Here is a 13598-nt window from a genome sequence, read left to right as displayed (position 1 = left end):
GCAATTAATCGAGCACAAATGGCTCCGTCAAAGACGGAGCCTGAAGGAGAATAAATGGAAAAGTCTTTTTGGCATTTACGCGATGAAGACCGCCGGGTTCTGGAGCAGGGAACAGAGAACGCGATGATTTGTAATGCCCTGCGGGATGTCGGCAGGCGCGATGATATTCCCGCTCTGCCGTCGGGTGCCGTGGGAATGTGTTGGGTTGAAGAGCAGGTCAAGCGTGCGCGGGAATATAACGTACTTACGCGCGGAGGGTTTGCGCAGATGCTGGCGATCTCTCTTATCGGGGGAAGCCATTTCTGGTTACAGGACGATGTGCAAAATCTGCTGAGCCAGGGGGAATTAGGCCTGGAGAAATTAATGGTATTAGAAGAGCTGGCCTTACTTAACCCTTGTTCAATAACCCCCAGACCACAGGTAAAAACCGACGTCACGCAAAATACGATTTATCGTCTGTGTGAAGCGGGACTGCCCTTATGGGTTATTGTCGATAATGCCCTTGATGCTTCCGTTCAGGGAATGGCCGATGCGCTGGAGGTGGCGAGTTACTCACTGTTTCGTGCTGATGAACAAGCGCTCTCTGTCAGAGGGCCATGGCTATTGGCGGCATGGACTAAACCGCGTCTGGCGCAATACATACTCTCCAGACCTGAATATGGGTTCAACGCTCTGTGGCTGGTGGCAGATGTGGATGAACCTGAACAGCTTATCCGCCATCTCCAGGGATTGCTCTATATAAAGGAAGAAGGAGGGGCTTCGAGTCGGTTTCGTTTTTATGATCCGCGGGTATTTAACCATTGGTTGCAGAACCTGGCCTCTGTCCGCCTTGCGGATTTCTTTGGCCCGGTGCAAATGTGGATCAGCCCGGATCCGAATCCACTAATGACGGCGCAACGTGCATGGCAATATAAATGGGTGGATGGGCAAATGAATACTAGTGAAATCCCTCTGCAACAGCGCTTGAACAATGAATAGTAATATTAATTCAATGAATGTTTTTGGGCTGATTTCATAAAGAAAAGAGCCTTATTATTTTTAAAGATTATATTTAATCTCGAAATGGAAATTTTTTTCTCAATGGAAAAAACGTTCTTCATGCTTTTTTACATTTGAACCGGGCATGAGAAATTTATTGCGCGCAGGGCATGTTACGTTTTTGACAGAGATGTTTTGTTTAGCCGGATGCTGAATAATCTCTTCTGTTGTGAAAAGAGACAGGATGTTTTTTTTCACTTAAATGATGGTTATTTTTCAAAGGAAATTGAAATGCCAACTCCATGTTATATCTCAATCCAGGGTAAGACCCAGGGTAACATCACCTCCGGCGCGTTTACGTCTGACTCTGTCGGTAACATCTATGTTCAGGGGCACGAGGATCAGATGCTGGTCCAGGAATTTGAACATATCGTTACGGTTCCGACCGATCCGCAGTCAGGCCAGCCATCAGGACAGCGTGCGCATAAACCGTTCAGATTCACTGTTGCACTGAACAAAGCGGTTCCTCTTCTTTATAACGCCCTGGCTTCCGGCGAGATGCTGCCTAAAGTTGAAATGAAATGGTATCGCACGTCAATTGAAGGCAAACAGGAACACTTCTTCTCAACCATCCTGGATGATGCGACCATTGTGGATATCGACTGCAAGATGCCACACTGTCAGGATCTGCAGAAAGCGGAGTTTACACAGCTGGTAAAAGTGTCTCTGGCCTACCGTAAGATTACCTGGGAACATACTGTATCAGGCACGTCTGGTGCAGATGACTGGCGTGCGCCAATCGAAGCCTAAGAATAAGCGCGCGCAAGCGCGCTTATTGATTAATTGCTTAAAAGTAATGCAGTTGTCCCCTGTTTTTTAAGCGATGAATAGCTTTTTGCTGTTTTTTTCCGCAGTTGATACAATGCGTCGAAAATGCCCTTGCGAAGGTCATTCGCTTTGGTTAGTATTCACACCCGCTTCAGTGGGAAACAAAAATCCTGCTAATTGGTCGAAGCATTGGTATGCGGCAAATCCGCAAGGAACAGGTTGATTATGTACGAAGCTCTTTTAGTTATTTTCCTTATTGTAGCCATCGCTCTCGTAGCGCTGATCATGCTGCAGCAAGGTAAAGGCGCTGATATGGGAGCCTCCTTCGGAGCAGGCGCTTCCGGTACGCTGTTTGGCTCAAGTGGTTCTGCGAACTTCATGACCCGTACAACGGCGATTCTGGCTACGCTGTTCTTCATCATCAGTCTGGCGCTGGGCAATATCAACAGCAACAAGACCAGTAAAGGAAGCGAGTGGGAAAATCTGAGTGCGCCAGCGAAAACTGAGCAGACTACTCAGCCAGCTGAACCGGCTAAGCCGACCAGCGATATCCCGCACTAACAGCAGTATCCGTACCGAGGTGGTGGAATTGGTAGACACGCTACCTTGAGGTGGTAGTGCCCTAACGGGCTTGTGGGTTCGAGTCCCATCCTCGGTACCAATATTCCAGAAGAAAGACGTCGAAAGACGTCTTTTTTTTCGTCTGTACATTCTGTGTCTCCGATCTTTTGTAGGGCGGGTAAGCGAAGGCCATAAAAAAGGCGCCCATCGGGCGCCTTTTGCAATTCTGGTCAGCGATTACTTCTTGTCGCTGTGTTCCAGGTTCTCAACCTGCGGCAGGCCGTTACCGGAGTTTGCGGAAAGCAGGCCATTTTCAATATAGTTGAACAGCTTCTCGCGGGTATCTGTAATGTCCAGATTACGCATGGTCAGCTGGCCAATACGGTCATCAGGAGAGAACACAGACTCGCCTTTTTCCATGGTCAGACGTTCAGCTTTATAAGTCAGGTTGTCAGACACGGTGTTCAGAATCGAGTAATCATTACCGCGACGCAGTTCCAGCGTAACTTCACCGGTAATTGCGCTTGCCACCCAACGTTGCAGAGAATCACGCAGCATCAGTGCCTGTGGATCGAACCAGCGACCCTGATACAGCAGTTTACCCAGCTGACGGCCATGAGAGTGATACTGCTCGATGGTATCTTCGTTATGAATACCGGTCAGCAGACGTTCGTAAGCGATATGCAGCAGCGCCATTCCCGGGGCTTCGTAGATGCCACGGCTTTTCGCTTCAATGATACGGTTTTCAATCTGATCGCTCATACCCAGACCGTGACGGCCGCCAATGCGGTTAGCTTCCAGCATCAGTTCCACATCATCAGCAAAGGTCTGGCCGTTCAGCGCTACCGGGTGGCCGCGCTCAAAGCGTACGGTCACTTCTTCAGCCTGGATTTTTACATTCTCATCCCAGAACTTCACGCCCATGATTGGGTTAACGATTTTTACGCTGGAGTTCAGGAATTCCAGGTCTTTCGCTTCGTGCGTCGCGCCCAGCATGTTGGAGTCGGTGGAGTAGGCTTTCTCGACAGACATTTTGTAGTCAAAGCCGCAGGCGATCATAAACTCGGACATTTCATGACGACCGCCCAGTTCATCGATAAAGTCAGTATCCAGCCATGGCTTATAAATTTGCAGTTCGGCGTTGGTCAGCAGGCCATAACGATAGAAACGCTCAATATCGTTACCTTTATAGGTGCTGCCATCGCCCCAGATGTTTACGCCATCTTCTTTCATGGCGGCAACCAGCATGGTGCCGGTAACAGCACGACCCAGTGGGGTGGTGTTGAAATAGGTCAGGCCGCCAGTGGTGTTATGGAATGCGCCGCACTGAATAGCTGCAATACCTTCAGCGACCAGTTGCTTACGGCAGTCAATCAGACGTGCGTTCTCTGCGCCATACTCCATGGCACGACGAGGGATCGCATCATAATCTTCCTCATCTGGCTGACCGAGGTTCGCAGTATATGCATAAGGAACCGCTCCCTTTTGGCGCATCCACAGCAGTGCAGCGCTGGTATCCAGACCGCCGGAGAAGGCGATGCCTATACGTTGTCCTACCGGAAGATGCTTGAGAATCGTCGTCATAAAATAAAACCCTGCTTGATTGACTGATTAGAGACCGCTTTCGCTCTCACTGCATGATTATGCAAAATAAGTGAGTTTTCATTTAATCATCTTTTGCCGATGACCGGAAGAGATTCATGTGCTTTTTGTAAAAATTTCCCTCGCTGCAAGCCAGTTGTCGCCAGGATGCCAGAACAGAATAGTGCGCAATGGCGTATTCAGCAAAACGCATAGCGAGCAGGGTTGACAGGCAGGGTTAACTATCAATATACTGAACGCCGATTTTACGTCCCGTCTTCGGTACCAAATCCCAGCATTATTTGCATTTTCTACCTAAAACGCGTAGAATTTGCCACGTTTCAGGCGCGGGGTGGAGCAGCCTGGTAGCTCGTCGGGCTCATAACCCGAAGGTCGTCGGTTCAAATCCGGCCCCCGCAACCACTTTCCCATAAAGTCCTTTTTCAAATATACTGTGAAGACTTAGAGCCTTCGTAGCTGGATTTGAAAAAATTCTTTCAGAAAGTGCTCCAGGCCGCAGTTGCGGCTATAGGGTTCAGTTATCTAAAGCCCCGATTTATCGGGGTTTTTTGTTATCTGACTACAGAATAACTGGGCTTTACGCCCTTTTTTTATGTCTTGGGGGTGGGCTTGTCCACATTAGAGCAAAAATTAACAGAGATGATTACTGCACCGGTCGAAGCACTGGGCTACGAACTGGTCGGCATCGAATTCGTTCGCGGCCGTACATCGACGCTGCGCATCTATATTGATAGTGAAGATGGCATCAATGTTGATGATTGTGCTGATGTTAGCCACCAGGTCAGTGCGGTGATGGATGTTGAAGACCCGATTACCGTCGCATACAACCTGGAAGTTTCCTCACCTGGCCTCGATCGCCCGATGTTCACGGCCGAGCACTACGTGCGCTTTACCGGTGAAGAAGTGGCTCTCGTTCTGCGTATGGCCGTACAGAACCGCCGCAAATGGCAGGGTATTATCAAAGCCGTTGATGGTGAAATGATCACGGTGACAGTCGAAGGCAAAGATGAAGTGTTCGCGCTGAGTAATATCCAGAAGGCGAACCTGGTTCCCCACTTTTAACAGTCTGGATTGAGGTGAAAAGCCCGCGATGAACAAAGAAATTTTGGCTGTTGTTGAAGCCGTTTCCAACGAGAAATCACTGCCGCGTGAGAAAATTTTCGAAGCGCTGGAAAGTGCACTGGCTACAGCAACCAAGAAAAAATACGAACAAGAGATCGATGTTCGCGTAGAAATCGATCGTAAAAGCGGTGACTTCGATACATTCCGTCGTTGGGTGATTGTTGAAGAAGTGACCCAGCCGACCAAAGAAATCACGCTGGAAGCTGCGCGTTTCGAAGACGAAAGCCTGAACGTTGGCGAGTACGTTGAAGATCAGATTGAATCTGTGACCTTTGACCGTATCACTACTCAGACCGCGAAACAGGTTATCGTACAGAAAGTACGTGAAGCTGAGCGCGCAATGGTTGTCGATCAGTTCCGCGACCAGGAAGGTGAAATCATCACTGGCGTGGTGAAGAAAGTTAACCGCGATAACATCTCTCTGGAAGTCAAATCCGAAGGGCTGGCGGGTAACGCTGAAGCCGTTATCATGCGTGAAGACATGCTGCCGCGTGAAAACTTCCGTCCTGGCGACCGTATCCGTGGCGTTCTGTATGCCGTTCGCCCTGAAGCACGTGGTGCGCAGCTGTTCGTGACCCGTTCTAAACCAGAAATGCTGGTTGAACTGTTCCGTATCGAAGTGCCGGAAATCGGCGAAGAAGTTATCGAAATTAAAGCCGCTGCACGTGATCCGGGTTCTCGCGCGAAAATCGCTGTGAAAACCAACGACAAGCGTATCGATCCTGTGGGTGCATGTGTAGGTATGCGCGGCGCGCGTGTTCAGGCAGTTTCTACTGAGCTGGGCGGCGAGCGTATCGATATCGTTCTGTGGGACGACAACCCAGCGCAGTTCGTTATCAACGCAATGGCACCGGCTGATGTGGCGTCTATCGTTGTTGACGAAGACAAGCACACCATGGATATCGCCGTTGAAGCGGGCAACCTGGCGCAGGCCATCGGTCGTAATGGTCAGAACGTTCGTCTGGCTTCACAGCTGAGCGGCTGGGAACTCAACGTGATGACTGTTGATGACCTGCAAGCTAAGCATCAGGCTGAAGCCCATGCAGCGATTGATACCTTCACTAAATACCTGGACATTGACGAAGATTTCGCCACCGTTCTGGTTGAAGAAGGCTTCTCAACGCTTGAAGAACTGGCCTATGTGCCAATGAAAGAGCTGCTGGAAATTGACGGTCTGGATGAGCCAACCGTTGAAGCCCTGCGTGAACGCGCTAAAAACGCACTGACCACCCTGGCACTGGCTCAGGAAGAAAGCCTTGGTGATAACAAGCCGGCTGATGACCTGCTGAATCTGGAAGGTCTTGATCGTGCGATTGCGTTCAAGCTGGCTGCCCGTGGTGTTTGTACGCTGGAAGATCTCGCTGAGCAAGGCGTTGATGACCTGGCTGATATCGAAGGTTTAACCGACGAGAAAGCCGGCGAACTCATCATGGCCGCACGTAATATTTGCTGGTTCGGCGACGAAGCGTAATAAACTGTAGCAGGAAGGAACAGCATGACTGATGTAACTGTAAAATCGCTGGCTGCCGAGATTCAGACCTCTGTGGACCGCCTGGTACAGCAATTTGCTGATGCAGGGATCCCAAAGTCCGCTGATGACTCGGTGACTGCGACTGAAAAACAAACCTTGTTAGCGCATTTGAACCGTGAACACGGTTCTACGCCTGACAAGCTGACGTTGCAGCGCAAAACGCGCAGCACGTTGAATATCCCTGGTACCGGTGGTAAAAGCAAATCGGTACAAATTGAAGTCCGCAAGACGCGCACCTTTGTAAAACGTGATCCGCAAGAGGCAGAACGCCTTGCCGCGGAAGAGCAGGCACAGCGTGAAGCGGAAGAACAAGCTCAGCGTGAGGCAGAAGCAACTGCCAAACGCGAGGCAGAATTAAAAGCTGAACGTGAGGCCGCAGAAAAAGCGAAACGCGACGCAAGTGATAAAGTGAAGCGTGACGCTGCGGAAAAAGACAAAGTGAGCAATCAACAGACCGACGAAATGACCAAAACTGCCCAGGCTGAAAAAGCCCGCCGTGAAAATGAAGCTGCCGAGCTGAAGCGTAAAGCGGAAGAAGAAGCACGCCGCAAGCTGGAAGAAGAAGCGCGTCGCGTCGCAGAAGAAGCGCGTCGTATGGCAGAAGAAAATGAGAAGAATGGCGTGAATACCGCTGAGCCTACTGAAGACAACAGCGATTACCACGTGACCACTTCTCAGCATGCCCGTCAGGCTGAAGACGACAACGACCGTGAAGTTGAAGGCGGCCGTGGCCGTACTCGCAGCACGAAAGCTGCGCGTCCAGCGAAAAAAGGTAACAAGCACGCTGAATCTAAAGCTGACCGTGAAGAAGCTCGTGCCGCCGTTCGCGGTGGTAAAGGCGGCAAGCAGCGTAAAGGTTCCGCTCTGCAACAGGGCTTCCAGAAGCCAGCGCAGGCTGTTAACCGTGACGTTGTGATTGGCGAAACCATCACCGTTGGCGATCTGGCTAACAAAATGGCGGTTAAAGGTTCTCAGGTCATCAAAGCGATGATGAAACTGGGCGCTATGGCGACCATCAACCAGGTTATCGACCAGGAAACTGCACAGCTGGTTGCCGAAGAGATGGGCCACAAAGTTATCCTGCGTCGTGAAAACGAGCTGGAAGAAGCAGTAATGAGCGACCGTGACACTGGCGCAGCGGCTGAACCGCGTGCACCGGTTGTGACCATCATGGGTCACGTTGACCATGGTAAAACCTCTCTGCTCGACTACATTCGTTCTACGAAGGTTGCCTCTGGTGAAGCGGGTGGTATTACCCAGCACATCGGTGCATACCACGTAGAAACCGAAAACGGCATGATCACCTTCCTGGATACCCCAGGCCACGCCGCGTTTACCTCAATGCGTGCTCGTGGTGCTCAGGCAACGGATATCGTTGTTCTGGTTGTTGCAGCAGACGATGGCGTGATGCCACAGACCATTGAAGCTATCCAGCACGCGAAAGCAGCGCAGGTGCCTCTGGTTGTTGCAGTGAACAAAATTGATAAGCCAGAAGCCGACCTGGACCGCGTTAAGAACGAACTGTCTCAGTACGGTGTTATGCCAGAAGAGTGGGGCGGTGAAGCGCAGTTCATTCCTGTATCGGCAAAAGCGGGTACCGGTATCGACGACCTGCTGAACGCTATCCTGCTGCAGGCTGAAGTTCTGGAGCTGAAAGCGGTGCGTAAAGGCATGGCAAGCGGCGCGGTAATCGAATCCTTCCTGGATAAAGGTCGTGGTCCGGTTGCAACCGTTCTGGTTCGCGAAGGTACGCTGAACAAAGGCGACATCGTTCTGTGCGGCTTCGAATACGGCCGTGTGCGTGCGATGCGTAACGAACTGGGTCAGGAAGTGCTGGAAGCGGGTCCATCCATTCCAGTGGAAATCCTGGGTCTGTCCGGTGTTCCGGCTGCCGGTGACGAAGTGACCGTGGTTCGTGACGAGAAGAAAGCGCGTGAAGTTGCACTGTACCGTCAGGGTAAATTCCGTGAAGTTAAACTGGCTCGTCAGCAGAAATCTAAACTCGAGAACATGTTTGCTAACATGACCGAAGGCGAAGTTCACGAAGTGAACATCGTTCTGAAAGCAGACGTTCAGGGTTCTGTGGAAGCGATCTCCGACTCCTTGCTGAAACTGTCTACCGACGAAGTGAAAGTGAAGATCATCGGTTCTGGCGTAGGTGGTATCACCGAAACCGACGCGACCCTGGCTGCTGCGTCCAACGCGATTCTGGTTGGCTTCAACGTTCGTGCTGATGCATCTGCACGTAAAGTTATCGAAGCAGAAAGCCTGGATCTGCGTTACTACTCCGTCATCTATAACCTGATCGACGAAGTGAAAGCAGCAATGAGCGGCATGTTGTCGCCAGAGCTGAAACAACAGATCATTGGTCTGGCTGAAGTACGTGACGTGTTCAAATCGCCGAAATTCGGTGCGATCGCGGGCTGTATGGTTACCGAAGGTAACATCAAGCGTCACAACCCAATCCGCGTTCTGCGTGACAACGTGGTTATCTACGAAGGCGAGCTGGAATCCCTGCGCCGCTTCAAAGATGACGTTAACGAAGTCCGTAACGGTATGGAATGTGGTATCGGCGTGAAGAACTACAACGACGTTCGTGTTGGCGATATGATCGAAGTGTTCGAGATCATCGAAATTCAGCGTACCATTGCGTAACTTTCGAGAGTAAGCCGGGATCGCCTCGCGCCACCCGGCAATAATTTTAAAAAGGGGCTTTAGCCCCTTTTTTGTCTGGAGAATTTATTATGGCGAAAGAATTTGGTCGCCCACAGCGCGTCGCGCAAGAAATGCAGAAAGAGATCGCACTCATTCTGCAACGTGAAATTAAAGACCCACGCGTGGGTATGATGACCACCGTTTCTGGTGTGGAAATGTCCCGTGACCTGGCCTACGCCAAAGTGTTCGTGACCTTCCTGAACGATCAGGACGAAGCCGCGGTTAAGAACGGCATTAAAGCGTTGCAGGAAGCCTCTGGCTTCATCCGCTCTCTGCTGGGTAAGGCAATGCGCCTGCGCATCGTGCCGGAACTGACCTTCTTCTACGACAACTCACTGGTCGAAGGGATGCGTATGTCCAACCTGGTGACCAGCGTGGTGAAGCATGACGATGAACGTCGTGTGAACCCTGCGGACGACAACAAGGAGGACTGATGAGTCGTCCTCGTCGTCGCGGTCGTGATGTGCATGGTGTGTTACTGCTGGATAAACCGCAAGGTGCCTCCAGCAACGACGTATTGCAAAAGGTTAAGCGTATTTTTAACGCTAACCGTGCGGGTCACACCGGTGCGCTAGATCCTCTGGCGACCGGAATGCTGCCGGTTTGCCTGGGAGAAGCAACCAAGTTTTCCCAGTACCTGCTTGATTCCGATAAGCGCTATCGCGTGATTGCAAAGCTTGGCCAGCGTACGGACACATCCGATGCGGATGGTCAGGTTGTTGAAGAGCGTCCTGTGACCTTCAGCGCAGAGCAACTCGATGCCGCGCTGGAGAGTTTCCGTGGTGATACGATGCAGGTGCCGTCGATGTATTCGGCGCTGAAGTATCAGGGCAAGAAGCTCTACGAATATGCGCGCCAGGGCATTGACGTTCCGCGTGAAGCTCGCCCGATTACCGTGTATGAACTGCTCTTCATTCGCCACGAAGGTGACGAACTGGAGCTGGAAGTTCACTGCTCGAAAGGCACCTATATTCGTACCATCATCGACGATCTGGGCGAAAAACTGGGTTGTGGCGCGCACGTGATTTACCTGCGCCGTCTGGCCGTCAGCAAATACCCTGTTGAGCGGATGGTGACCCTTGAGCATCTTCATGCACTGGTTGAGCAGGCACAAGCGCAGGGAATTTCTCCTGCGGAGTTGCTTGATCCACTGTTAATGCCGATGGACAGCCCGGCGGCTGACTTCCCGATCGTTAATCTTCCTTTAACATCGTCCGTTTACTTTAAAAACGGAAATCCGGTTCGCACCACCGATGCACCACTGGAAGGCCTGGTCCGTGTGACCGAAGGCGATGACGGTAAGTTTATCGGCATGGGCGAAATGGATGGCGAAGGGCGCGTTGCGCCGCGCCGTCTGGTGGTTGAATACCCGGTCGAAGGCTAACGGCGATAATGTCTCACCTTGCGATAAACAGGGGAGACGAGTAGAATATCGCCGCTTAACGTCCTGCAAATTGTTTAACAATCTGCGGGACGTATACTGGGATTGCTGAATTAGAGATCGGCATCCTTACATTCTTTATATTCTGGAGTTTGAAAATGTCTCTAAGCGTTGAAGCTAAAGCTAAAATCGTTTCTGAGTTTGGTCGTGGTACTAACGACAGCGGTTCTACCGAAGTTCAGGTTGCACTGCTGACTGCACAGATTAACCACCTGCAGGGTCACTTTGCAGAGCACAAAAAAGATCACCACAGCCGTCGTGGTCTGCTGCGCATGGTTTCTCAGCGTCGTAAACTGCTCGACTACCTGAAACGTAAAGATGTTGCACGCTACACCGCGCTGATCGAGCGTCTGGGTCTGCGTCGCTAAGTCTTGCGAGTTTCAGAAAAGGGGGCCTGATGGCCCCTTTTTTCAACCAGACGGCAGCAATTGACTGGAAACTATTGTATTGTTGCTATAAATGATCTTCATTGCAGAGGTTCGCGCGGCTAATGAGAGGCTTCACCCATGAGGGTGTCGGTTGTCATTAGTCGCGAGGATGCGAAGAAGGTCCGGTTAAATCGACAGCACGCCGTGGGTGTGCTGTCAAACATTTGAGAAAGGACAGAATTTTGCTGAATCCGATCGTTCGTAAGTTCCAGTATGGTCAGCATACCGTCACGCTGGAAACCGGCATGATGGCACGTCAGGCTACTGCTGCCGTAATGGTAAGCATGGATGACACTGCGGTATTCGTGACCGTAGTTGGCCAGAAAAAAGCAAAACCAGGTCAGGACTTCTTCCCACTGACTGTTAACTACCAGGAGCGTACTTACGCTGCCGGTAAAATCCCAGGCGGTTTCTTCCGTCGTGAAGGCCGTCCAAGCGAAGGCGAAACCCTGATTGCGCGTCTGATTGACCGCCCGGTTCGTCCGCTGTTCCCGGAAGGCTTCGTAAACGAAGTTCAGGTTATTGCGACCGTTGTTTCCGTTAACCCACAGGTTAACCCGGATATCGTTGCGATGATCGGTGCTTCTGCTGCACTGTCTCTGTCTGGTATTCCATTCAATGGTCCAATCGGTGCTGCGCGCGTAGGTTACATCAACGACCAGTACGTACTGAACCCAACTCAGGAAGAGCTGAAAGAAAGTAAGCTGGACCTGGTTGTTGCAGGTACTGAAGCGGCGGTTCTGATGGTTGAATCCGAAGCTGAACTGCTGAGCGAAGACCAGATGCTGGGTGCTGTGGTATTTGGCCACGACCAGCAGCAGGTTGTTATCCAGAACATCAACGACCTGGTGAAAGAAGCCGGTAAACCACGTTGGGACTGGCAGCCAGAAGCGGTAAACGACGCGCTGAACGCACGCGTTGCTGCACTGGCAGAATCTCGTCTGAGCGATGCTTACCGCATCACTGACAAACAAGAGCGTTATGCTCAGGTTGACGTGATCAAGTCTGAAACTATCGCGACTCTGGTTGCAGAAGACGAAGCGCTGGATGCTAACGAGCTGAGCGAAATTCTGCACGCAATCGAGAAAAACGTTGTTCGTAGCCGCGTACTGGCAGGCGAGCCGCGTATCGATGGCCGTGAAAAAGACATGATCCGTGGTCTGGACGTTCGTACTGGCGTTCTGCCACGTACTCACGGTTCTGCGCTGTTCACCCGTGGTGAAACTCAGGCGCTGGTTACCGCGACTCTGGGTACTGCCCGTGATGCTCAGAACATCGATGAACTGATGGGCGAGCGTACTGACAGCTTCCTGTTCCACTACAACTTCCCTCCGTACTCCGTAGGTGAAACCGGCATGGTTGGCTCGCCTAAGCGTCGTGAAATTGGTCACGGTCGTCTGGCGAAGCGCGGCGTGCTGGCTGTGATGCCAGAAGCTGATAAATTCCCGTATACCGTTCGTGTGGTTTCTGAAATCACCGAATCTAACGGTTCTTCTTCCATGGCTTCCGTGTGTGGCGCATCTCTGGCGCTGATGGATGCAGGCGTGCCTATCAAAGCCGCTGTTGCGGGTATCGCAATGGGTCTGGTGAAAGAAGGGGACAACTTTGTTGTTCTGTCTGACATTCTGGGCGACGAAGACCACCTGGGCGATATGGACTTCAAAGTAGCGGGTTCCCGCGAAGGTATCTCTGCATTGCAGATGGATATCAAAATTGAAGGTATCACCAAAGAGATCATGCAGGTTGCTCTGAACCAGGCTAAAGGTGCGCGTCTGCACATCCTGGGCGTGATGGAACAGGCGATCAATGCGCCACGTGGCGACATTTCTCAGTTCGCTCCGCGTATCCACACCATCAAGATCAATCCAGACAAGATCAAAGATGTTATCGGTAAGGGCGGTTCTGTTATCCGCGCTCTGACCGAAGAAACTGGCACCACCATCGAAATCGAAGATGACGGTACTGTGAAGATCGCAGCAACCGACGGCGAGAAAGCGAAATTCGCGATTCGTCGTATCGAAGAGATCACCGCAGAAATCGAAGTGGGCCGTATCTACGCTGGTAAAGTGACCCGTATCGTTGACTTTGGCGCATTCGTTGCCATCGGTGGCGGTAAAGAAGGTCTGGTTCACATCTCTCAGATCGCTGACAAGCGCGTTGAGAAAGTGACTGATTACCTGCAAATGGGTCAGGAAGTACCGGTTAAAGTTCTGGAAGTTGACCGCCAGGGCCGTATCCGTCTGAGCATTAAAGAAGCAACCGAGCAGTCTCAGCCAGCTGCCGCGCCGGAAGCACCGGCCGCAGAACAGCAAGGCGAGTAAGGTTGCCATTTGCCCTCCGCTTAGCGGAGGGCCTATTATCAGGCAGGACGCCTTGTTGAGCCGCCGGGGGA

11 protein-coding genes and 2 tRNA genes are annotated in these 13598 nt (G+C 51.5%); 12 read left to right on the top strand and 1 reads right to left on the bottom strand.

Features of this window, described 5'->3' with window-relative positions:
• The first annotated feature begins 54 nt into the window (after positions 1-54).
• From M987_RS02720 to M987_RS02705, 4 genes are all read left to right on the top strand, one after another.
• Positions 55-978: a DUF4123 domain-containing protein gene (locus M987_RS02720; RefSeq protein ID WP_014071907.1), complete on the top strand. Its 924-nt coding sequence runs from the start codon at positions 55-57 to the stop codon at positions 976-978.
• A 291-nt stretch (positions 979-1269) separates the two neighbouring features.
• Positions 1270-1788, top strand: a complete 519-nt coding sequence (locus M987_RS02715) for an Hcp family type VI secretion system effector (RefSeq protein WP_014071906.1) — start codon at positions 1270-1272, stop codon at positions 1786-1788.
• A 243-nt stretch (positions 1789-2031) separates the two neighbouring features.
• Entirely contained in the window at positions 2032-2367 is a 336-nt protein-coding gene (gene secG / locus M987_RS02710) for a preprotein translocase subunit SecG (RefSeq protein ID WP_014071905.1), read from the top strand.
• Between the two features lie 13 nt (positions 2368-2380).
• Positions 2381-2467, top strand: a tRNA-Leu gene (locus M987_RS02705).
• A 137-nt stretch (positions 2468-2604) separates the two neighbouring features.
• On the opposite strand, the gene argG is transcribed toward M987_RS02705, so the two are convergent.
• Positions 2605-3951: an argininosuccinate synthase gene (gene argG, locus M987_RS02700; protein ID WP_014071904.1), complete on the bottom strand. Its 1347-nt coding sequence runs from the start codon at positions 3949-3951 to the stop codon at positions 2605-2607.
• A gap of 343 nt (positions 3952-4294) precedes the next feature.
• Here argG and M987_RS02695 point away from each other — a divergent pair.
• The 8 genes from M987_RS02695 (at position 4295) to pnp (ending at position 13527) form a co-directional block, all read left to right on the top strand.
• A tRNA-Met gene (locus M987_RS02695) sits at positions 4295-4371 on the top strand.
• Between the two features lie 207 nt (positions 4372-4578).
• On the top strand, positions 4579-5031 hold the full coding sequence (rimP, locus tag M987_RS02690; RefSeq protein WP_014071903.1) for a ribosome maturation factor RimP: 453 nt from the start codon (positions 4579-4581) through the stop codon (positions 5029-5031).
• A gap of 28 nt (positions 5032-5059) precedes the next feature.
• The gene (gene nusA, locus M987_RS02685) at positions 5060-6562 is read left to right on the top strand and encodes a transcription termination factor NusA (RefSeq protein WP_014071902.1); all 1503 of its coding nucleotides are present in this window, start codon (positions 5060-5062) and stop codon (positions 6560-6562) included.
• Between the two features lie 24 nt (positions 6563-6586).
• Positions 6587-9277, top strand: a complete 2691-nt coding sequence (infB, locus tag M987_RS02680) for a translation initiation factor IF-2 (RefSeq protein WP_014071901.1) — start codon at positions 6587-6589, stop codon at positions 9275-9277.
• A gap of 89 nt (positions 9278-9366) precedes the next feature.
• Positions 9367-9771, top strand: a complete 405-nt coding sequence (gene rbfA, locus M987_RS02675; RefSeq protein ID WP_014071900.1) for a 30S ribosome-binding factor RbfA — start codon at positions 9367-9369, stop codon at positions 9769-9771.
• Positions 9771-10721, top strand: a complete 951-nt coding sequence (gene truB / locus M987_RS02670; protein ID WP_014071899.1) for a tRNA pseudouridine(55) synthase TruB — start codon at positions 9771-9773, stop codon at positions 10719-10721. Before rbfA ends, truB begins: the two co-directional genes overlap by 1 nt.
• 155 nt (positions 10722-10876) lie before the next feature.
• A complete protein-coding gene (gene rpsO, locus M987_RS02665; RefSeq protein WP_003861789.1) occupies positions 10877-11146 on the top strand; it encodes a 30S ribosomal protein S15 in 270 nt (89 codons plus the stop codon).
• Positions 11147-11388: 242 nt separating this feature from the next.
• Complete coding sequence (gene pnp / locus M987_RS02660) at positions 11389-13527, top strand: polyribonucleotide nucleotidyltransferase (RefSeq protein WP_014071898.1); 2139 nt, start codon at positions 11389-11391, stop codon at positions 13525-13527.
• The last annotated feature ends 71 nt before the right edge of the window (positions 13528-13598 follow it).

The sequence above is a fragment of the Enterobacter soli ATCC BAA-2102 genome (assembly GCF_001654845.1).
Classification (GTDB): Bacteria; Pseudomonadota; Gammaproteobacteria; order Enterobacterales; family Enterobacteriaceae; genus Enterobacter; species Enterobacter soli.
Note: the sequence above shows the minus strand (reverse complement) of the source record. Positions and strands in the feature narration are given on the sequence as shown.

Bases quoted from the DNA above. Each gene is read 5' to 3' on its own strand.
- infB (WP_014071901.1), top strand. From the start codon at position 6,587: ATGACTGATGTAACTGTAAAATCGCTGGCTGCCGAGATTCAGACCTCT.
- argG (WP_014071904.1), bottom strand. From the start codon at position 3,951: ATGACGACGATTCTCAAGCATCTTCCGGTAGGACAACGTATAGGCATC.
- rbfA (WP_014071900.1), top strand. From the start codon at position 9,367: ATGGCGAAAGAATTTGGTCGCCCACAGCGCGTCGCGCAAGAAATGCAG.
- rpsO (WP_003861789.1), top strand. From the start codon at position 10,877: ATGTCTCTAAGCGTTGAAGCTAAAGCTAAAATCGTTTCTGAGTTTGGT.
- nusA (WP_014071902.1), top strand. From the start codon at position 5,060: ATGAACAAAGAAATTTTGGCTGTTGTTGAAGCCGTTTCCAACGAGAAA.
- M987_RS02715 (WP_014071906.1), top strand. From the start codon at position 1,270: ATGCCAACTCCATGTTATATCTCAATCCAGGGTAAGACCCAGGGTAAC.
- secG (WP_014071905.1), top strand. From the start codon at position 2,032: ATGTACGAAGCTCTTTTAGTTATTTTCCTTATTGTAGCCATCGCTCTC.
- M987_RS02720 (WP_014071907.1), top strand. From the start codon at position 55: ATGGAAAAGTCTTTTTGGCATTTACGCGATGAAGACCGCCGGGTTCTG.
- truB (WP_014071899.1), top strand. From the start codon at position 9,771: ATGAGTCGTCCTCGTCGTCGCGGTCGTGATGTGCATGGTGTGTTACTG.